Raw genomic sequence first — 19,934 nt, forward strand, 5'->3', positions numbered from 1 at the left:
ACAGGCATTCTGCCGGGGAGTGGGTCTTCGTTTTTCATGTCAGAGTTAAAAAACAGGGGATAAAGAGGTGGAAGCAGTATGCGAGAGTCTATAAAAGCCCTGAAAATTAAAGAGCATTTCATCAAAGCATTTCCGCCGGCGCTGATCCTTTTGTCCATTTTCTTTTCAAATCAGTTTTTTTTCGGTGCGGCCAACGCTATGCTGGCGTCACCGGTAACAGTTCTTTTTCTCAGAACACGCAACGAGGACGGGGTGGAATGGCATATTCTGAAAGCCTTGAGTGTTAACGTTCTTCTGGCCTTTTGTGCTTTTGCGGCAGGGCTTAACCTTGCAATGACGCTCATTGTCAATTTAGCGGTTCCGTTTTTACTTGTTTATTTTATGACGGATGAGTATACGCCAGGCAGCTATTTTCCATTTGGGATGAGCTTTGTTTTTATGCAGCTGATCCCGATTCAGTTTACCGATATTCCCATGCGTCTTCTGGCGCTGGTTTATTCTTTTATTCTGATTTATATTGGTTTGAAGATATGGAAGCATTTCAAACCAGTACCAGCTGTTCATGATATTTCCAAAAATGCTTTTGTTAAAATCACTGAGTCCTTTTCAGCTTTGGTTCAAAACAATCCTGAAGAAGCGAGGGAAGCCCAACGCGCGCTTTTAAAGATTAATCAGAATCTGTGCAACCGGATTTATAAATCGAGACGGCTTCGTTATTTTACCACCATAGAAGGTGCGTGCTATTTTCGGCTTGTAATGATTTTTCAGCGCATGGAAAACCTGATACTGACATTCTTCAGGAACCCGAAACTGATGACTGCTGCCAATAAGGTTTATCTTGAAAATTTCATAAAGGTTCTGAAACATTTGAACAGGGTTTTTGACAGCCGCGAATACAGTGAAGTCATTCAGGAGCTGATTAGTTTTTCGGACAACTGTTTTATGGACCAGACGGATATTAATGACAGCATGCTGCTGGATGTTAATCTTTTAATCAACGCTTTGGAGGGAATTTCGAAAACAGCTGGAAAGGGTGTTTACAGGGAATGGGTGGTGCCAAGAAAATCGAGAATGCTATGGCGTATTTATGCTCATCTTTCAAGGGATTCCTTTAAATTTCGCTTTGGGGTCAGGCTGTCACTGGTTTTGACTTTTACGTTTTTGGTGTCCAGTCTCTTGCCAGTAACACATGGCTACTGGCTGCCGCTGGCCGCCTATTTGCTCACGCGTCCTTTTTATGATGAGAGTGTAAGCAAAAGTCTGGACCGGATAAAGGGAACAGTCATTGGACTGATAGCGGCCTTTTTCCTCTTTTCAATCTTTACCACGTACCCTGAGCATATGGTTTTGGCAGTCATTGCCGCCTTTTGCATTTACGCGGCCGATGATTATTCAACACTTGTTGTCTTTGCGACCTGCTTTGCTCTTTCGCTGACAACGCTGTCCATGCAGTCTACCTACGCTTTGGAATTGCGTCTGCTTTTTACCACAGGCGCAGTTATTGTGTCCATACTGGCCAGTAAATTTATACTGCCCATGCGGTACTACGATCAGTTTAAAATAGATATGGAGCGTCTTGTGCTGCTGGACCGGGCGGTGGTTAAATACACAGAGGAGCTTTTGGGAGGAGCGCCGCACCAAGACATCGTTCGAGAGCTTATCCTTAAATCCTATCTTATCAGTGATCAGATTGAAATGAATTATCACGCGTCGGCCTTTGGCTCGTGCGGGCAATTTGTGGAGGGCTTTTTAGCGGAAAACCGTCAGCTGATGACTACCTTGATCGATGTGTACTATCTGATTACGCTGCAAGGGGTTGAAGCGGAGGAAGAACGGTTTGTCAAAAAAGCAGTTGAGCGGTTGGGAATCTGGTTTGAAAAAATACAGCAGTGTTTGAAAAAGAAGGATGCCGCTGACCAGGAACCGGAAAAGATCATTGTAAAGACAAACGCAAGCTACATCATGCGTCTGCTGAGTGCTGGACAGGCAGAAGCCAAGGCTTTTCTGGCTTTTGTCGAAAGAAATATCAGTAGTTTTTAATAAAACCGGATGCTTCACAGCATCCGGTTTTATTAGTTTTGACAGACCATCGGATGGCGGAATTTGAGGCAGAGCATGGTAATGTCATCATGCTGCTCAGCGTCCTGTGTGAAATCGGACAGAAAATCGCGAATCTGACGGAGAATATATTCTGAAGAGTGATCATCATAATGAGGAAGCCCATTCAGTGCTTTTTTTAAACGGTATTCCTGAAAAAAGGCACCGTTTTTATCCACCGCTTCGGTGACGCCGTCCGTGTATAAAAAGAGGGTGTCGCCGGGATTGAGCTTAAGTGTCTGGCGCTTGTAGTGCACATCTGGAAGAATAGACATGACAAAACCCGAATCCATAGCAAGAGGTTCGAACTTTTCATTCCGCCGCCTTAAAAGCGGAGGATTATGGCCTGCGTTGACAAAGGACAGAATACCTGTCTTCAGGTTTAATATACCGAGGAAGGTGGTCAGAAAAACCCCTTCGGCGGTATTTTTATATAAATGATGGTTGGCTCTGGTGAAGATTTCATCAACATCTAATCCTGTTAATACCTGGTCGATAATATGCTCTTTTGAGCTCATCATGAAAAGAGCCGCAGGGACGCCCTTGCCGGACACATCCGCGATGATAAAAACCAGCTTGTCGTCATCCATTAAAAAGAAATCATAAAAATCGCCGCCGATTTCCTTGGCCGGAGTCATGCGGCCGCTGATGCTGAATTCTGTCCGGTCTGGGAAGGTTGGAAACGGGTCGGGCAGCATGGCTGTTTGAATCTGCTGAGCGATGTTTAATTCGGTAGATGTTCTCTCCTTCTCAGCTGCCAGCCGCTCTTTTTCCGCGACATTATCCCAAAGCTTGCGCATGGTATCATTGATCTTATCAATCATTTCGTTGAACGCAGTGGCAAGAAATTCCAGTTCATCACCTGTGTGAATATCCAGCTTTTTATCCCAGCTTTTCCCATCCATTTGTTTTATATCCTCTGTCATGATCAGCAAAGGGTTTAAAAGTTTCTGACTGATGGCGTTGGAAATGCCAAAACCGATCAGGTTAATGGCGACCAGCGGAATAATGGACAAATCATAAATAATCAGGGCAAAGGTCTGGTTGTCGGTATTGAGCAGGTTCATGCTGTACAGGATACCAATGGTCGCTGCAAAAACTGCCATGACAGAGATCAGGGAGAAATAATAGACTAAGAGGGTGATTTTGATCTCAAAGTTCAGCTCAATCTTTTTTAAAAACATCAGAACTATTGGGAAAAGCAGCGTACAGACAAGGGTATTTGAGACGACGATGGGCAGTCCAAGTCCAACGAATTTTTGCAGGGCGTCGACTCCAGGCTCCACGACGCGCGTTAACAGCGCATAGGCAGCGGGGACAATGTTGACCAGCAGAATATATAAAAAAAGATAGTAAAGGATCGGTTGGTCCGGATTTTGTCCTCGTTTTTAGGGAAAAAACCCATGATTAAACCGTACAGGCCATTGGCGACGCTCCAGTTTAGCAAAAATTCGATGCCGTAGCCAGTGACCATATCGCTCATGGCGTTGCCGAGAAAGCCAACAGTAAAACCATAAAAAGGCCCCAGAAGATACCCTGAAAGTAGTGGAAGGATAAGCTGGGGCCGGATGGATACATAAGGCACCTCGACCAGGCTGAAATCTGCCAGAAGAATGTTCAGTGCCGCGTAGACAAAGGCCATAATCAGGGCAATCATTATTTTAAAAGGGATGGATAGATCCCTGTTTGTGTTGTCCATATAGAATCTCCTTGATGAAGGTTGCACCCATTATAACATAGATTATCTAAAACGCAACAAGCCGAGGAACAATAGGATTAACTGTCCCTCGGGCTTGTTTAATCAGTCGGCTTAGAAACATTTTTGATGGTTTTCCCGTCGATGGCAATCCCCTTTTTCTTCACACTGGTAACAGATTTCGTTGGGAGTGTACACATCATCTTTATAAGCTTTTATGTTTTCAAGCGTAGTAGCCGCAATCTGATGCAAGGCCTCTGTCGTTAAAAAGGCCTGATGGCTGGTCAGTAAGACATTGGGGAAGGTAATGATCCTTGCGAGATCACGGTCGTCCATGATTTTATTAGACCAGTCTTCAAAAAAGTAACTGTCCTCTTCTTCGTAGACGTCCATGCCAACTCCGCCGATTTTATGAGAGTTGATTCCCTTAATCAGGGCTTGAGTATCAATCAGTGCCCCGCGTGAGGTGTTGATTAAGATGACGCCGTCCTTCATCATGCCAATGGTCTGGTCGTTGATGATATGGCGTGTCTCCTCCGTCAGCGGACAGTGGAGTGAGATAATATCTGATTTTTCCATCAGCTTTTTCAGCGGTACATACTGGATGTCCAGTTTTGGATTAGGAAAGACATCGTAGGCAATGACGTTCATGTGAAAACCCTTTAAAATATCAATCATCATCTGCCCGATGCGCCCGGTACCAATGACACCGGCTGTCTTGCCATAAAGATCCATGCCCGTTAAGCCGTCAATATTAAAGTTAAAGTCACGTGTTCGGGTGTAAGCCTTATGGGTTTTACGGTTAACGGCAAGGAGCAGTGAGGCCGCGTATTCTGCAACGGCAGCCGGAGAATAGGCCGGTACCCTGAGAATACGGATACGTTTTTCATAGGCCTCTTTCATGTCGACGTTATTATAGCCGGCGCTGCGCAGAAGAATGAGGTGTATGTTCATTTCTGACAGCCGGTCCATAATTTCCTTTGTGACCTTGTCATTGACAAAGACACAGATCGCGTCAGCGCCTTGGGCATATTCCAGCGTGTGAATATCCAGCCGGTTTTCAATATAGCGTGGTTCGTGGCCCGCTTCCTTCAAAAGGGGATCGAACCAGAGTTTGTCATAGGGTCTTGTATCATAAAAAGCAATTTTCATTTAAGTGCCTTCTTTCTTTAGGTTTTATGTTTTTTCCGCTCAATATGATAGAGCAGAAAGGGGAGTGTTAGTACGACTAAAAAGCTGATAATCAGGATCATATCATATCGGATATAATTGTCAGGCGCCAGCTGGTCAGGCGGAAAAAAGGTCACCACAAAAGTGAAGATGGACATTAACAGCCCAACGCCGGCAATAATCGTCTTGACAAGGCGTCCACCAGGTATCTGATAAGCGCGCTTATAGTCGGGATGCTTGTAAAGTAAAATAAAGTAAGCTCCGAAGAATAAAAAGTAAGTGATCAGATAAATTACAACGGATAAAGAGATGGCGGTTAAAAACGAGAGGTTATTTCCGCCACCGCCAAAGGTCAGGACAGCCGCCCAGATTGTTACGATGATCCCCTGACCCAAAATCAGGTTTGTGGGAATGCCGCGGCCATTGGTTTTTTTAAAAATCTTTGGCAGCAGGTTATCCTTGGCCGCCACATAAAGGCCACGTGACGGGCCGACCACCCACGAGCTGACCTCAGCCATAACGCCAATGGCAATCATGGCACCGAGAATACGAACCATCCAGAGCAAATCTGGATTAAAGTAACGGAACAGATTTTCAAAAGTCTGTACGACTCCGGAGCTGTAGCTCAGATTCTGGGCAGGAACCACCATCGCGACAGAAATGCCGCCTACGGTGTTTAAGATAATCGCCAGCACGACCAGGATAATCATAGTCAGAGGGTAATTCCGACTGGGGTTTTTTAACTGGTTGACATGGGTGGCTGAAACCTCAATTCCCATAAAGGAAAGAATAAACGAGGCGAAGATTACCAAATCATCCACATTTTTAAAATCAGGGATCAGGGTATGTACATTCATTTCCAGATGGATCGGTCCGCCAGAAGAAACGTAAGCGCCGGTCAACCCAAAAAGCAGCAGTACTGGAAATAGAATACCGGCGATAAAGCCAACTTTTGAGATCATGGCAGTGTATTTTGTACCGCCAAGCTGTGATAGGCTCAGGGCCCAGAAAACCACCAGAACACCAATGAATTTAATGAAAGGATTTTGTTCCAAAGCAGGTATGTTAAAGACATAGGAGAATGAGCCAAGGATAAAGTAAATCATTGATATGAATCCGATGGTAATCTGGAACCACTGAAAAAATATGGCTGCAAAGCCAAAGCGTTCACCAATGGTCTTACCGACCCAGGTAAACACGCCACCTTCCTCCCAGCCTTCAACCGTGGCCATCTCTGCAGCACAGAGCGAGACTGGTATAAACCATAAAAAACCTCCTGCAACCAGAAAAAATGCTAGTGAGAAGCCTGAGGAGGCAAAAGTCGCGTATTTATCCGCTGTCATAACCATTGAAGCTGTCATTGCGAAAAAGCTGAAAAGCGTCAGCTTTGAAGTTTTTGATGTATCGTTAAGTAGTTGATTTTTCATTTTAAACAGATACCATTCCTTATCTTTTGGAGTGCTATTAGTTAAATACCCAGATGGTGGGGGTCTTAACGCAAAACGAAGCTTAGAAAACGCATTGAAATCACAAATATTCGGCTTCACCGGACTTTTTTCTTATTTTTTTATTAAATATTGAGATTTCCTCTTGAATTTTTTTATGAAAACCGCTATAATTATCTTCGATGTCTGGGTGTAGCACAGTTTGGTAGCGCGCGTGAATGGGGTTCACGAGGCCGGAGGTTCGAATCCTCTCACTCAGACCATTTTTTTTATTCAAAATCAGGGATTTTTATAAAATAAGTAAACTAACAGGTGAATAAAATGAGTCAAGCTACACGGGAATGGAAGAGACGGGTCAATAAACGGAGAAAATTGATTATTGGCGTCGTTTTTTTTTAATTGCCGTCATAATCGTTGCAGGTATTTACCGGAATAATCAGCGGATGCTGTTGGAAACCTCTGAGTATACCAATGCCTATAAAACCAATTTTTTCTTTTTTAAAGACATTGATTATATTGAGCTGGATGATTTTTCCGCGGCAGATTTAACCCTGCCCGAGGGGGAAAAGACCAATGGCTATAAAACGCTGACACAGTCTCCAAAGGCAGTGAATCAGAATTTTCTGAAATATCAGACGGATACCATCGATCAGATTATGGCGGACAAGTATTATAACGACTGGCCTTCAGTCATTAATGAAATTACGGCAAATTATGTGGGAATGGCAAAAATCACCACGCAGTTTGGCCAGGCCGACCGGCAGCGAAAGGAATTTCTGGTGGATTCTGTCCAGTTTATGGGTGAAAACCAGGATGAGCTCAACCAGCAAAAAGCTATTTATGAGAGCCTGAACGACGGTCAGCCAAGAGACATTACATTAAGTGGTTTACAGATGATGGGCTCAGGGTATGTTTATACTACCCTCAATGCTATGGAAAAAGTTGTCAGTGAAAGTGCGCTGCCCTATATCAACACGAATTTTCTGAAAACTGCCAGTAAAATTGACAAAGAAAACCAGACCGCGCTCAAAATCATTAATAACGATCATATCTTTACGGCCTTTTCGATTCCTAAAAGCGAGGCGGTGGAAGGTGAAGAGGAAGCGCTTGCCAACAAGGAAGAATATATGGGAACCCGCGGCGCAGAAAAGAACACAGAATATTATAAATTTCTGGTCAAACGGGTTGATCAGCTCCGTTATTATCCAACCCTTTCCTTTGAAAGCGGACAGAATACTTACAAGGGCTATCTGGTTGATGTTATTGATGACGGCGATAACAAAATAATCGTCATGCTCGTCAAGGATTATGTCAATGTTTTTGCCAATGAAATCATGATTAATACCGACGTTAATATTGAGCGGTTCAGTTGTTTTCAGGTGCCCCAGAGCGCTATTATCAAAAAAGACGGCGCTACCTATGTAAAAACCCTTGAAAAAGGCTATTTTGAGGAACTGACTCCTGTAACAGTATATAAGTATGATAAAGGTATGGCTGTTTTAAAGCTGGATGACGAAAATAATAGGGCGTTGTCCTCTGGCACGACCATTAAGGTTTATCCATAAATTATCAGAGAAAGAAGTGAAATAAAATGGCAGATAGTGTCATTGCAGAAAATATTGCGGCAATTAAAAAAGATATTCCGGAAAATGTAACGCTGGTGGGGGTGACTAAACACCGCAGTGTGGAAGAAACCCAGGCAGTTGTTGACGCCGGCGTTTATGATCTTGGAGAAAATAAAGTTCAGGAATTTCTGGCTAAGGTCGATGAGATCAAAGGGCCGGTGCGCTGGCATTTCATTGGGCATCTGCAGCGCAATAAGGTTAAGTACCTGATGGGAAAGGTCAGCCTGATTCACTCGGTTCATTCTATTGAACTTTTAAAAACCATTGAAAAGGAAAGCGCCAAGCACGATGTTAAAACAAATGTCTTAATCCAGTTTAACCTTGCGGAAGAGGACAGTAAATCTGGTTTTATGGCTGAGGAATACAAGCTGGTTATGGAAAAAGCCGGAAATTGCCCGCATCTCGAGATACAGGGACTTATGTGTATTGGACCGATGACAAAAAAATCTGATGAAATTCATAAAGTTTTTAAGCATTTAAAAGAATTATATGATACAATAGAAAAAGAATACCATGGAGAAAATATTAAAATGCAATATCTATCTATGGGAATGACGGATGATTACCCCATCGCCATAGAAGAAGGGGCTACGATTGTAAGGATCGGAAGAAAAATATTTAATCGTTAGGAGAAACAGCATGGCAAACGAAAAATTCAAAGATAAAATCATAAAGGTTTTCGGTATGGAAATGGATGACGATGATCAATACTACGATGATGAATACTATGATGACGAAGTAGAAGAAGTCGTTGAAGAGCCGAGAAACACTTATGCGCCGCAGCCAAAGAAAACAGCGTCTGCCCCGAAACGTACAGGTCTTGTGGGTATTGGCGATGGTCCCGAAGTTTTGGTTTTAGATCCTGAACGTTTTGAAGACGCGCCTGGGATCGTCAATAAAATCAAAGCAGATAAGACGGTTGTTGTCAATCTTAAAAATACAGAATACGAAGATGGCCAGAAAATTTTTGATTTCCTTAACGGAGCAGTTTTCGCTCTGGAGGGCTCCATCAACCGTATAGCCGATAATGTTTTTATCCTTGCGCCAAAACAGGTTTCTGTTTCTACAAGCATGGAAAAAGACGAGAGTGACACAATTACCCCTATTTTAAATTGGGATGATGATAAATAGGAATGATCGAAAGTATTTTAATTGTCGCCGGTCATTATCTTGTCGAATTGATCACGCTCCTGATTGTAGCGAATATTCTGATGAGCTGGTTTAATCCCAGCCCAGATAATCCGATCGTAAAACTGATTTATGGCTTGACCGAGCCGATGTTATCACCACTGCGTCGTTTTGCAGTTATTGGCCCCATTGATTTTTCTGGAATTGCGGCCGTGGTGCTGCTTCAGTTTATCATTTATCCTTTGTATCAAATGCTGATTAAAGCGATTTTTTAGCTTGTGACCGTCTGCCGCCATGGACAGACGGTTTCATTTAAAGTTCGATGGAAAACGAATACATAAAAATCTTCTATTATACATGAAAGGAGGTGAACAAAATATGCGCTCAGGGCAATATGCTTTGTATCATGGAGAAACCTTTAAGTGTCAGGAGATCATGCCGGATACATTTAAATTAATCGTGGAAGGTAATAAGGCACCGCCGGGTTTCAGGCAGAGCAGCTATGGTAATTTTACCAAAATGGTCCGTTATGAAGATTTAGAAAAAGTAATGCAGATTAAAACAATGGTCGTTTACCGGAACGAAAATCTGACACTGCTGGACGAAGATGAGGGAAAGCTTACCGTCATGACAGCAGATAAACGTGTTGGCTTTCGTTTAGGAATGGCAGAGAATGAAAGGGGAGAATTCATTCTTGAGTTGTCAAAATCAGAACCCTATGAGATCCTCGAGTATATGGAGTGAGCTAAAGGAAGAAGGTTTAATATGAAAAGCCGGTGATAGAACGCCGGTTTTTTTGTTGTGCGTTTTAGCTTGTGAACATTTGCGTTTTTAGCTATAATAAAAAAGATTGTTTATAAATTCTTTGGGGGCAGACATTTGGAACAGCGGGTACAAAACCTGACAAAAGGAAATATTTATAAGACGCTGGCAGTTTTTGCGCTGCCTTATCTCATGGCCAATTTTATCCAGGCGCTTTATGGCGCGGTGGACATAATGGTTGTCGGCTGGTTTAACGACGCAGCCGTGGTTGCGTCTGAAAATGGGCGCGGCGGGAGCTGCCCTGGCGACAGCTGGTTCACAGGGGGTCAGTATGATTCTGGCAATTGTTTATCTGAACCGGAGAAGCTTTATTTTTGAGTTTAAAAGAGACAACTTCAGGATCTACAGAGATAAGGCAGTACTGCTTTTAAAGGTTGGAATACCGGTATCGCTGCAGGAGACTTTGCTGCAGATTTCCTTTTTATTTATTACAGCCATCATCAATACGATGGGTGTTGTTGCAGCTGCCGCAGTTGGTATTGCGGGAAAATTTGATGCTTTTGCCATGCTTCCAGCCAGCGCATTTTCGGGTGCCATTGCTGCCATTGCAGCTCAAAATATTGGAGCGGGACAGCCTGATCGCGCGAAGAAATCTCTTTTTGCCAGTATTATTTTGTCACTGGACTGTTCAATCCCGTTTTTTATCTGGGCTCAGGTTTCTCCAACGTCAATTTTGCAGATTTTTAGGGCAGAGCCGGCCGTTATTGCAGCTGGAACAGCGTATCTGAGAACCTTTAGTATTGATTTTATGCTTGTGGCGTTTGGTTTCTGTTTTCTGGGATTTTTTAACGGCTGTGGACGAACGGCTTTTTCAATGGTGAACGGTGTGGCCGCGTCTTTGTTTGTTCGTTTGCCGCTGGCATGGATTTTGAGTGTGACGCTGTCCGGCAGTCTGACGGCAATTGGCCTGGCGGCACCGGCGGCCACATTGGTTTCAGTTGTGGCAGAGATCGTTTATTTAAAGCTGGGGCATTGGAAAACCCCGGTGGTGTGAGGTGTAGAAATGGACAAAAAAGATGAGTTTTTGCTGGCCAGGGTGGAGGATGCCTGTCAGAATAATTACGCTCCCCAGTTTTTCGATTTTCAGGATGAAGCCATGCAGTTGAAGATGGAAAACATCCTAAAGCATTCTGGAGAGCCCTATCTTTTCTGGGGTGGAATGGAGAACGCTGGAAGAAAAATGCTGTGCATCTACCCGGATTACTTAGATGCCGGCGCCCTCGAATGGCCCATGCTGGCGGTTCTTTTTCCGAAGGAATTTCCAATGGATCACCGTAATGTGCTTGGAGAGCTGATGCATCTGGGTATTACGCGTGAATGTGTGGGGGATATTAATATGAACGATAAGGAGGTTCAGGTGATCTTTGCAGAGCGCCTGAGAGACTTCATTACCTTGAATTTTACAAAGGTGAAGGGCAGAAGCATCAAGCCTGAGATACTGGAGCCGGATCAGATCAAAACCTTTGAGCTGCGGTTTAAACGGCTGGAGCTGGTGGCGGCCTCAGACCGTCTGGACGGTGTTATCAACAAAATATGGGGCTTCTCGCGGCAGGATAGTATTACCTACATTAAGCAGCGCCGTGTCCGGGTCAATTATGAGGAGATCACCAAAAACGATTATCGGATCAGAACTGGGGATATTATTTCCCTCAGAGGTAAGGGAAAAGCAGTGGTTACGGAGCTCGGTGGTGTCACCAAAAAAGGAAACCTGCGCCTGATCGTTGATAAATATATTTAGAAGAAATTGAGGAATGATTAAATGGAAATTAAAGAGTACCATGTCCCAGAAAAAAGCGCGGGTGTGCGTCTGGATGCTTATTGTGCTGAACAGGAGCCGGATTTTTCCAGGGGATATATCAAAAATTTACTGGCCGAAGGCGCTGTAAAGGTGGATGGAAGCCAGAAAAAAGCCAGCTATAAGCTGAAAGGCAAAGAGATCATTACCATGGAGGTTCCTGAGCCGGTGGAGAGTGCCATTGAGCCGGAGAATATTCCTTTAGAGATTATTTATGAGGATGATGATGTGATTGTGGTTAACAAGCCAAAGGGGATGGTGGTGCATCCTGCCCCGGGCAGCCCATCCGGCACGCTGGTCAATGCACTGATGTATCATACCGGTGCCTTGTCAAATATCAACGGTGTTTTCCGTCCGGGGATCATCCACCGAATTGATAAGGATACCTCCGGTCTTTTAATGGTGGCAAAAAATAATGCAGCGCATCAGAATCTGACAGAGCAGCTGAAGGCGCACGCCATTACCCGTCAGTATAAGGCGCTGGTAAAAGGGATTATGGAAAATAATCGCGGCACCATTGATATGCCCATTGGCAGGCATCCAAAGGATCGAATTCGTATGGCGGTGGTTAAGGAAAATTCCAAGGAGGCGGTTACGCATTTCGAGACCCTTAAGCGCTATGCTGAAGGCTATACACTGATGCAGTTTCGGCTGGAAACCGGCAGAACGCACCAGATTCGCGTGCATATGCAGGCCATTGGCTATCCCATTGCCGGTGATCCCCTGTATAAAGGTGATAAAAAAAATCCCTTCAAAACAGAGGGGCAGTGCCTTCATGCCGAGCTGTTAGGCTTCAAACACCCACGCACCGGCGAATATATGGAGTTTTCAGCGCCCTTACCCGAAGCCTTTCAGGCGATTCTGGACGGGTTGAAGGAAATTGAGTAAAAGCTTTGGTTCTTAAAAAATATAAAATCTGAAAAATAAAGCCGTGCATTTTCATGTGACACATATGACAATGCGCGGGCAGTGTTAGCGGTCTGTTTCATTTTTAAGCAGACCGCTTTTGTTTTCTATAATACAACATGATAGTAAAATAAATAAACTATATTGAAAAATGCTTACTAGCCCCCCTTATTTTTTATGTCACATGACGCTGCGCTTTGACGTATGTGTCGTATGAAAGCTAGAGATGGTAAGATGCTTTTAACGCGCCTTATAAACTATATTTGCTCATTGCTGTTCAAAACCTGCTGGATTGCGGCGATTTTATCCTGATTGGGTGTAACATACATTGTGTTTTGGTTGGTGAAAATAACCATGCCCGGTTTTGATTTTTTGGGCTTTTTTAAATATTTGAACTCAACGTAGTCCACCGGGACATTCTCGGAGTTTTTGGCCTTGCTGTGCCAGGCTGCCAGCATTCCTGCCTCAAGAAGGGTATCCTCTGTGATGAAGCGTCCATTGGCTACGACCAGAACATGTGAGCCAGGAATATCTTTGACATGAAGCCAGCAGTCTTCGTCTACGCCCAGGCGTGTAGAAATATAATCATTCTGATAATTGTTTTTTCCAACATAGATGTCGAAGCCCTCAGAGGATATAAAGTGCAGTGGCTTGGAAGCTGCGATCTTTTTCTTTGCCTCCTTGGAGGTCAGGCCCTTCTTGTTAAATTCAGAATGCATGAATTCGTGGCGGATTTCGTCTAGCTCATTGAGCTCTGTAGACTGATCCAGGCCGCCTGTCAGGCTTTCGAGATAATAAACTTGTTCCTCGGTTGTTTTTATCTGTTCCGCCAGCTGGATTTGGGCCCGTTTGCCCTTATTGTATTTTTTATAGAAGCGCTGGGCATTTTGGGAAGGTGTTTCATTGACCTTGAGATGAACCCTGACAGTTTTCATTTCCGGGTCGGTATAATCTACCAGCGAAACCTCCTCCATGCCTTTTTCAATCATATAAATATTGGCGGTAATCAGGTCGCCGTAGAGCTTGTTCTTCTCATTTTTTTTGGAATTGTCCATATCCTGATGCAGGTTCTGGAGTTTTTTGTAATTTTTTTTCAGCAGTGTGTCCAGCTGATGCCTCAGATTGGCGCTTTTGGCCTTAAAACGGATTTTTTTATCCTTGATATAGTAGAAGGCCTCCAGCATTTTTGAGACGTTTGTATAGGCAGTGCATTCGTTATCCGTCATATGGTGGAGGTTGACCGTTGAAAAATCGATGATTTCACGCCGGAAGTAGTAAATACCGCAGTCGGGCCCCTTCTCAATTTCATCCATGACTTCGCTGAAAGCCTGATATAAATAGCCGAGCTGCTTTTTTGAAAATTCTTTGAGCTTGAGCTCGGGGTTAAGGCCTGCTCTGAAACAGAATTCCCGGGCGATAATGGGGCTCAGGCCCAGAAAACACTGTACCCAGAAGCGCTCGGTAACCGTTTCGGAGTTTTCTGCCACCATTTTATAATAACGATCCTCTGTCAGGGATAAAAAATTCTGGCGTCCGCTTTCGGGCGGATAAATATAGACCTTGCCAGGCAGAATCTGGCGGTAGCGGTTGGAACCGGAGCCCACCTTTTTCATGGAGTCGAGAATGATATCCTCACCCTCCTGCCTTTCGCCGGAGACGTCTGTTTTATCATCAATTAAAATAACGTTGCTGTTTCGGCCCATGATCTCGACTACCAGCTTTTTGATGACCACATCGTTGAATTCATTTTTGCCAGAAATACTGAACTCGATCACCCGGTCGGTTTCGTGCTGCACAATGTCTACAATGATGCCATTGAGAAGATGCTTTCTGAGCACCATGCAGAAGCTGGGGGGCGTGCCTGGGTTTTCCTTAAGCTTTTCGGCCAGATAGACGCGCGGATTATTCGCGTTGGCTGAGATCAAAAGGTTATAGTTTTCCTTTTCCCTGTTAATGGTCATACGGATTTCATCGCTCTCGGGCTGGTATATTTTGCGGATACGGCCGCCAACGATCGTCTCCTGTAATTCCTTTATTAAATGTTTGGTAGTAATGCCGTCAAATGCCATTGGTTTAATTCCCTTCATCTATTTTGGAGATTTTGAATTCTTTATTTAATCTTTTCAAATTATTCTAGCATTTCCTGTTGTTTTTTGGAAGTTTTTTGGATATGATAGAAGATAAATAATTCAAAATGGAAAGATAGGCTTAAGAATGAATTTTACAAAAATGCAGGGTGCCGGAAATGACTTTATCGTCATTAACAATATGGACAATTCCATCCAGCTTCCGGCACAGTTAATAGAGGCGATGTGCAGGCCGCACTTTGGAATCGGCGCAGATGGTTTGATTTTGGTTGAGCCTTCAGAGTCCTGTGATGTGCGAATGAATTATTACAACCAGGACGGCTCCATCGCGGAAATGTGTGGCAACGGCGTCCGCTGCCTCGCCAAATACGCCGCCGATGCGGGGATTGTGGATGCTTCGAAGCCTTTTGAGGTTGAAACCAGAGCCGGGAAAATCGGTGTCCAGGTTTTAGAATCCTATCGGGGGGTATCAACCATCAAAGTAAGCATGGGCAGTGTCAGCTTTGAGACAAAGGATATCCCGGTCATTTCAGATAAAGCGACACTCCTTGGCGAGAAGATCACCTATAAGAATCAGGAGCTTACCTATGGCTGCGCGTCTATGGGAAATCCGCATATGGCTGTTTTAGTTGAAAATGTGGACAGCTTCCCCATCGAGGAGGTTGGTCCTTACTTTGAGAAGCACGCCATGTTTCCCAACAAATGTAATATCAGCTTCGCGGAGGTGATCAGCCGCGACAGTATTGCCATGGATACATGGGAACGCGGCGTTGGCCGTACACTGGCCTGCGGTACTGGTACCTGTGCGACCGTTGCGGTGCTGCACCGCATGGGCCTGGTTGGCAGTAAGGTTCACGCCTGCTTATCTGGCGGGGACCTGGTGATTGAGCTTGACGGAAACGCTGTTTTTATGACAGGGCCGGCAAAGGTTGTTTTTACGGGTGCTTATGAAATGCAGGTTCCCAATGAAGAAGAAGCGTTATTTGCAGCTTTAAGAGAATTGTAAGCCTGAAAAGAACGGAGGCAACAAAAATGAAAAGTATGACAGGTTTTGGCCGCAAGGATTACAGAGACGAGGCATTGGAGATATCGATTGAAATAAAAACCATTAACCATCGTTTCAGAGATTTTTTTCTGAAGCTGCCGCGGTCGCTAAATCCTATTGAGGAAAACATCCGAAAGGCCATCAGTGAAAAGATCGCGCGCGGACGCATTGAGGTTTTTATCAAATATAACGAGATCGACGCCCAGAATAAGCGGATTGTGTTTAACCGCGATCTGGCTAAAGCGTATATCAATGTTCTGAATGAAATTAAAACGCTGGACTCCATGATCGACGATGATCTGAGCCCCGGGCTGATCGCCAAATTTCCGGATGTTGTAAGTCTTGAGGATGAGGGCGTAGACTACGAAGCGGTTTGGCGTAAAATGGCTCCTGTGCTGAATGAAGCGCTGGAACAGGTAGACACCAGCCGGAACCGCGAAGGGGAAGCCCTCAAAAAGGATGTTGCGGCCCGCTGCACCGCCATCGAAAAGGCTGTTTCAGCCATTGAGGCTAAAAGCCCCGAGATGTTGAAAAAATATCAGGAGGAGCTTCGTGCAAAAGTAGAAGCTTACACTGATTCCATGGAAGTGGATGAAAAGCGCGTTTTAACCGAGGTAGCCATTATGGCGGATAAGCTGGATATCAGCGAGGAACTGACACGGCTTAAAAGCCACACCGGGCGGCTTAAGGAGATTCTCGGAGAAGAGGATGAGCCGGTAGGCCGTAAGCTGGATTTTCTGGTTCAGGAACTAAACCGTGAAATTAATACTATCGGTTCAAAGGCCAACGACATCGGCATCGCCAATCTGGTAGTAGATGTTAAAAGTGAAATTGAAAAAATCCGCGAGCAGATACAGAATATCGAATAATTTTAAAAAATGTCAGCAAATTGGAGGAGTTTAAGTGAATATGAGCAATGAAGAAAAATTTTTTGAACGGGAAAAAGGAATTCTGATTGTTATCTCAGGGCCTTCCTGTGCCGGTAAGGGTACGGTGTGTAAAATTGTGCGTGAAAACCGCCCGGAGATACGGCTTTCCGTTTCCGAGACCACCCGTTCACCCAGAAATTATGAAGTGCCGGGGAAGGATTACTTCTTTGTCACCAAAGAAGCGTTCGAACAGCGTATTGAGCAGGGGAAATATCTGGAATACGCAACGGTATATGATAATTATTACGGAACTCCAAAGGATTATGTTGAAAATTTGCTCGAAGAAGGGTATGATGTTATATTGGAGATCGATATTCAGGGCGCCGCGAAGGTTCGGGAAAACTACAAGGAAGGTATTTATATCTTTATAGCGCCCCCGTCCATGAAGGAGCTGCGCAGAAGAATTGAAATGCGTGGAACAGAAAGTGCGGAGCAGATGGAAATGCGCCTGAGCTGTGCCTATGATGAGATGACCAACGCGGATGATTACAGCTATATTGTCATTAATCAGGATAAAAATGTGGCGGCGCATCAGGTCGAATCCATTATCACTGCTGAAAAATGCAGAACTGAACGTCTGAAAAACAAAGTAAATGATATTCTAGGGAGGTAGAAATGAAACCAAATATTACAGATAATTATACAAGTAAAGGGATGCGCTACCCAGCCATCAACGATTTAATTTCCAAAGCGAGCAATAAATATGAGCTGGTGCTGGCGACTGCTAAAAGAGCAAGAGAGATCATTGACGGTGACGAACCCCTGGTCAAGATTACCATTGATAATCCAGTTTCCATTGCCACTGCCGAAATCGCACAGGATCTTGTGCGTCCCGTACAGCCTGTGGAAGCCTCAGAAGTTGACGATGTTTTTGAAGATGCTGTTTTCCCGGAAGATGATCTTTTCAGCGAAGCGGAGACAACGGCTGACATGGCTGAAGATTTATAGGAACAGTTGTGAAATTTGCTGAGATTTATTTAAATCAGACCAATAAGCGAATTGATCATCCTTACGATTATAAAATACCGGAAAGGTTTGAGTCGGTCATTGTTCCCGGAGTGCGCGTCGCCGTAACCTTCGGGAACGGAAACCGTCAGCTTGAGGGCTTTGTGGTCCGTGTAAAAGAGGAAACCGCTTATCCGGATAAAATCAAAGAACTTGAAGCAGTTATTGATGAAAGCCCGATTTTAACAAAGGAACAGATCGCTTTATGTCTCTGGATGAAAAGCACCTACTGCGCTTTGTTTTATGAGGGCCTTTATCATTTTACAAACCCTGTGAAGGTTGTTAAACGGCTGGTAGTTTCAGCGGAAGATCCCCACGAGAACCGGATCGCCTTTGAGCCCTACGAGTCCATTGAAAAAGTCTACCGGCTTGTGCGAAAGGAACCGGTCCGCGGACCGGTTCAGAAAAAGATCCTTGAGCTGCTTGAGACAAGAGACTTCACCAGAAGAGAACTCTGTGAGCTTTTGGGAGCGGTTGGCAGCAGTCTTCGTACCCTGGAGAAAAAGGGACTGGTTATAGCTTATGAACGGGATACAAGCTGCGCAGTATCCGATGGAAAAGCAATGCCGGAAAAAATTGCACTCTCTGAGAGTAGTAAATTTTTATACCACCAGTTTTTGGAAAAACGGCAAAAGGGCCGCCCATGCTTTATTTTTGAGGAAAATTCAGATACCAGACTCATGCTTTACTGTAAAGCGGTAGAGGAATGCCTGAACAGTGGAAAGACTGCCCTGATGCTTTTCCCGGAAATTGGGCTTTCCCTTGAGATGCGGGCCCTGCTTTATCGATATTTTGGTAATGCTGTGGCAGTTTGTCATGGGAAGCTCAGTCAGAAGGAGCGATACCAGATTTTTAAACGGGTGAGCTGTGGCGAGATAAAAGTACTGGTGGGCTCGAGAGCCGCTTTGTTTATGCCTTTCAGAAAGCTTGGGCTCATCGTTGTCGATGAAGAGCGCGATCCATCTTATTACGCGGCTGCCATGCCCCGGTATAACACCATTACCATTGCCCAGAAATACGCAGCCCTCTGCGGCGCAGATTTGATTGTCAGTGACGAGATTCCGTCTGTTGCCGCCGTAAAAAACACAGAGAGCGGGGAGTGGACAGGAATCTATAATGCGCCCTGCTTTGTAAGAAAAAAGCCCGTGCCTGTTATCGTTGATATGCAGAGCGAAATGAAGTCGGGAAATTTTGATTTTATGAGCTGCCGCCTCAGGGAGAGTCTTGAAAAAACACTGGCCGAAAAAAAGACGGCTATGCTGCTGATCAATAAGCGGGGCTACGCCTCCTATGTGTTTTGCAGAAGCTGCGGTTATGTGGAAAAGTGTCCTGCCTGTGGGGTCAGTCTAAAATACTACGCGGGAAGCGATGTTTTAAAATGTCATTATTGCGGGTATACTAAAAAAAGAAACACGGTCTGTCCCGAATGCGGAGAGAAAAAAATCAAGGCGCTGGGGCTGGGCATTGATCAGGTTTATGAGCTGCTCAAAAATCGTTACCCAGACTGTAATATTTTAAAGCTGGACGGTGAGACCATTGCCTCTTATGATGATTTCAAAAGGGTCAATCAAGAGCTGGCGGAAAAACACTGGGATATTATTCTGGGTACGCGGATGCTGCTGAGAAATTTTAATTTTCAAAATATTGGATTAGCCGCGGCGCTGCTCATCGATGGCGACTTAAACCACGGGGATTACAGCTCATCGGAAAACGCCTATCAGCTTTACAGGCGCTTTTTCAACCGTATGACCGAGAATACGCCGTGCCTGATCCAGACCTATGAGCCGGATAATATAACGAACGAGGCGCTGGCCTCGGAAAATCCTTCGGATTTCTATCGACAGGAATTTGAATATCGGCGTCTCATGGGCTATCCGCCCGAAAAGCACCTTGTTCTGTTCAGTCTGTTTCATTCGGATGAAGTACAGGTGGCGGATGACAGCCGGGAGTTTTTTCGTTCGTTGCAAAAAGCCTGCGGATCTGGAGCGGATGTGGAAATATTTGAGCCCTTTTTATCTGGCGTGATTCGTGGAAATGGTCAGATTCGCTGGAAAATTTTGTTAAAAGCAAAGGATTTGGATGCCTTTAAACATATTATTGAAGAAATAACGGCGGCAGGAGAAATTGAGCGGTTGGCCTCAAAGGTGTCGATCGAGATTGATCCCCCTGCTACCTTGTAGAAAG

General features: G+C 44.6%; 20 protein-coding genes and 1 tRNA gene. 16 read left to right on the top strand and 5 right to left on the bottom strand.

Annotated elements, in window-relative coordinates:
• Positions 1-78: 78 nt before the first annotated feature.
• Positions 79-2,040, top strand: a complete 1,962-nt coding sequence (locus tag DW091_RS05295) for an FUSC family protein (protein ID WP_118517568.1) — start codon at positions 79-81, stop codon at positions 2,038-2,040.
• A gap of 32 nt (positions 2,041-2,072) precedes the next feature.
• On the opposite strand, the gene DW091_RS05300 is transcribed toward DW091_RS05295, so the two are convergent.
• The 4 genes from DW091_RS05300 to gadC form a co-directional block, all read right to left on the bottom strand.
• The gene (locus DW091_RS05300; protein ID WP_147365274.1) at positions 2,073-3,383 is read right to left on the bottom strand and encodes a SpoIIE family protein phosphatase; all 1,311 of its coding nucleotides are present in this window, start codon (positions 3,381-3,383) and stop codon (positions 2,073-2,075) included.
• An 8-nt stretch (positions 3,384-3,391) separates the two neighbouring features.
• On the bottom strand, positions 3,392-3,796 hold the full coding sequence (locus DW091_RS05305) for an ECF transporter S component (RefSeq protein ID WP_058693928.1): 405 nt from the start codon (positions 3,794-3,796) through the stop codon (positions 3,392-3,394).
• A gap of 111 nt (positions 3,797-3,907) precedes the next feature.
• Positions 3,908-4,945: a 2-hydroxyacid dehydrogenase gene (locus DW091_RS05310; RefSeq protein WP_058693929.1), complete on the bottom strand. Its 1,038-nt coding sequence runs from the start codon at positions 4,943-4,945 to the stop codon at positions 3,908-3,910.
• Between the two features lie 17 nt (positions 4,946-4,962).
• Entirely contained in the window at positions 4,963-6,390 is a 1,428-nt protein-coding gene (gene gadC / locus DW091_RS05315; protein WP_118517570.1) for a glutamate:gamma-aminobutyrate antiporter, read from the bottom strand.
• A gap of 204 nt (positions 6,391-6,594) precedes the next feature.
• Between gadC and DW091_RS05320 the strand changes: the two genes are divergently transcribed.
• From DW091_RS05320 to DW091_RS05360, 10 genes are all read left to right on the top strand, one after another.
• A tRNA-Pro gene (locus DW091_RS05320) sits at positions 6,595-6,671 on the top strand.
• A gap of 180 nt (positions 6,672-6,851) precedes the next feature.
• Complete coding sequence (locus tag DW091_RS05325) at positions 6,852-7,973, top strand: hypothetical protein (RefSeq protein ID WP_058696350.1); 1,122 nt, start codon at positions 6,852-6,854, stop codon at positions 7,971-7,973.
• A gap of 26 nt (positions 7,974-7,999) precedes the next feature.
• Positions 8,000-8,662 carry a YggS family pyridoxal phosphate-dependent enzyme gene (locus DW091_RS05330; protein WP_118517571.1) on the top strand — a complete coding sequence of 221 codons (663 nt, stop codon included), beginning with the start codon at positions 8,000-8,002 and terminating at the stop codon, positions 8,660-8,662.
• 10 nt (positions 8,663-8,672) lie between these two features.
• The gene (locus tag DW091_RS05335) at positions 8,673-9,164 is read left to right on the top strand and encodes a cell division protein SepF (protein ID WP_058693932.1); all 492 of its coding nucleotides are present in this window, start codon (positions 8,673-8,675) and stop codon (positions 9,162-9,164) included.
• A gap of 2 nt (positions 9,165-9,166) precedes the next feature.
• Positions 9,167-9,436, top strand: a complete 270-nt coding sequence (locus DW091_RS05340; protein ID WP_058693933.1) for a YggT family protein — start codon at positions 9,167-9,169, stop codon at positions 9,434-9,436.
• Positions 9,437-9,539: 103 nt separating this feature from the next.
• On the top strand, positions 9,540-9,905 hold the full coding sequence (locus tag DW091_RS05345; protein ID WP_118517572.1) for a hypothetical protein: 366 nt from the start codon (positions 9,540-9,542) through the stop codon (positions 9,903-9,905).
• Positions 9,906-10,040: 135 nt separating this feature from the next.
• Positions 10,041-10,301, top strand: a complete 261-nt coding sequence (locus DW091_RS20495; RefSeq protein WP_058693935.1) for a hypothetical protein — start codon at positions 10,041-10,043, stop codon at positions 10,299-10,301.
• On the top strand, positions 10,255-10,977 hold the full coding sequence (locus DW091_RS05350; RefSeq protein WP_224168749.1) for an MATE family efflux transporter: 723 nt from the start codon (positions 10,255-10,257) through the stop codon (positions 10,975-10,977). The genes DW091_RS20495 and DW091_RS05350 overlap by 47 nt, the downstream gene beginning before the upstream one ends.
• Positions 10,978-10,986: 9 nt before the next feature.
• On the top strand, positions 10,987-11,721 hold the full coding sequence (locus tag DW091_RS05355) for a YlmH/Sll1252 family protein (protein ID WP_058693937.1): 735 nt from the start codon (positions 10,987-10,989) through the stop codon (positions 11,719-11,721).
• Between the two features lie 21 nt (positions 11,722-11,742).
• A complete protein-coding gene (locus DW091_RS05360; RefSeq protein ID WP_118517573.1) occupies positions 11,743-12,666 on the top strand; it encodes an RluA family pseudouridine synthase in 924 nt (307 codons plus the stop codon).
• A gap of 275 nt (positions 12,667-12,941) precedes the next feature.
• On the opposite strand, the gene DW091_RS05365 is transcribed toward DW091_RS05360, so the two are convergent.
• Positions 12,942-14,771 (bottom strand): NFACT RNA binding domain-containing protein, encoded by a 1,830-nt coding sequence (locus DW091_RS05365; protein WP_118517574.1) that lies wholly within the window; start codon positions 14,769-14,771, stop codon positions 12,942-12,944.
• Between the two features lie 127 nt (positions 14,772-14,898).
• Here DW091_RS05365 and dapF point away from each other — a divergent pair, with 127 nt between their 5' ends.
• From dapF to priA, 5 genes are read left to right on the top strand one after another with little or no spacing between them, the layout of a single operon-like run.
• Entirely contained in the window at positions 14,899-15,777 is an 879-nt protein-coding gene (gene dapF / locus DW091_RS05370; RefSeq protein ID WP_074617244.1) for a diaminopimelate epimerase, read from the top strand.
• Positions 15,778-15,803: 26 nt separating this feature from the next.
• Positions 15,804-16,685: a YicC/YloC family endoribonuclease gene (locus tag DW091_RS05375; protein ID WP_058693941.1), complete on the top strand. Its 882-nt coding sequence runs from the start codon at positions 15,804-15,806 to the stop codon at positions 16,683-16,685.
• 40 nt (positions 16,686-16,725) lie between these two features.
• Positions 16,726-17,358 carry a guanylate kinase gene (gene gmk / locus DW091_RS05380; protein WP_058693942.1) on the top strand — a complete coding sequence of 211 codons (633 nt, stop codon included), beginning with the start codon at positions 16,726-16,728 and terminating at the stop codon, positions 17,356-17,358.
• A gap of 2 nt (positions 17,359-17,360) precedes the next feature.
• On the top strand, positions 17,361-17,693 hold the full coding sequence (rpoZ, locus tag DW091_RS05385; protein WP_118517575.1) for a DNA-directed RNA polymerase subunit omega: 333 nt from the start codon (positions 17,361-17,363) through the stop codon (positions 17,691-17,693).
• Positions 17,694-17,701: 8 nt separating this feature from the next.
• Entirely contained in the window at positions 17,702-19,930 is a 2,229-nt protein-coding gene (gene priA, locus DW091_RS05390; protein WP_118517576.1) for a primosomal protein N', read from the top strand.
• The last annotated feature ends 4 nt before the right edge of the window (positions 19,931-19,934 follow it).

The sequence above is a fragment of the Eubacterium sp. AM05-23 genome (assembly GCF_003477535.1).
Lineage (GTDB): Bacteria > Bacillota > Clostridia > Eubacteriales > Eubacteriaceae > Eubacterium > Eubacterium maltosivorans.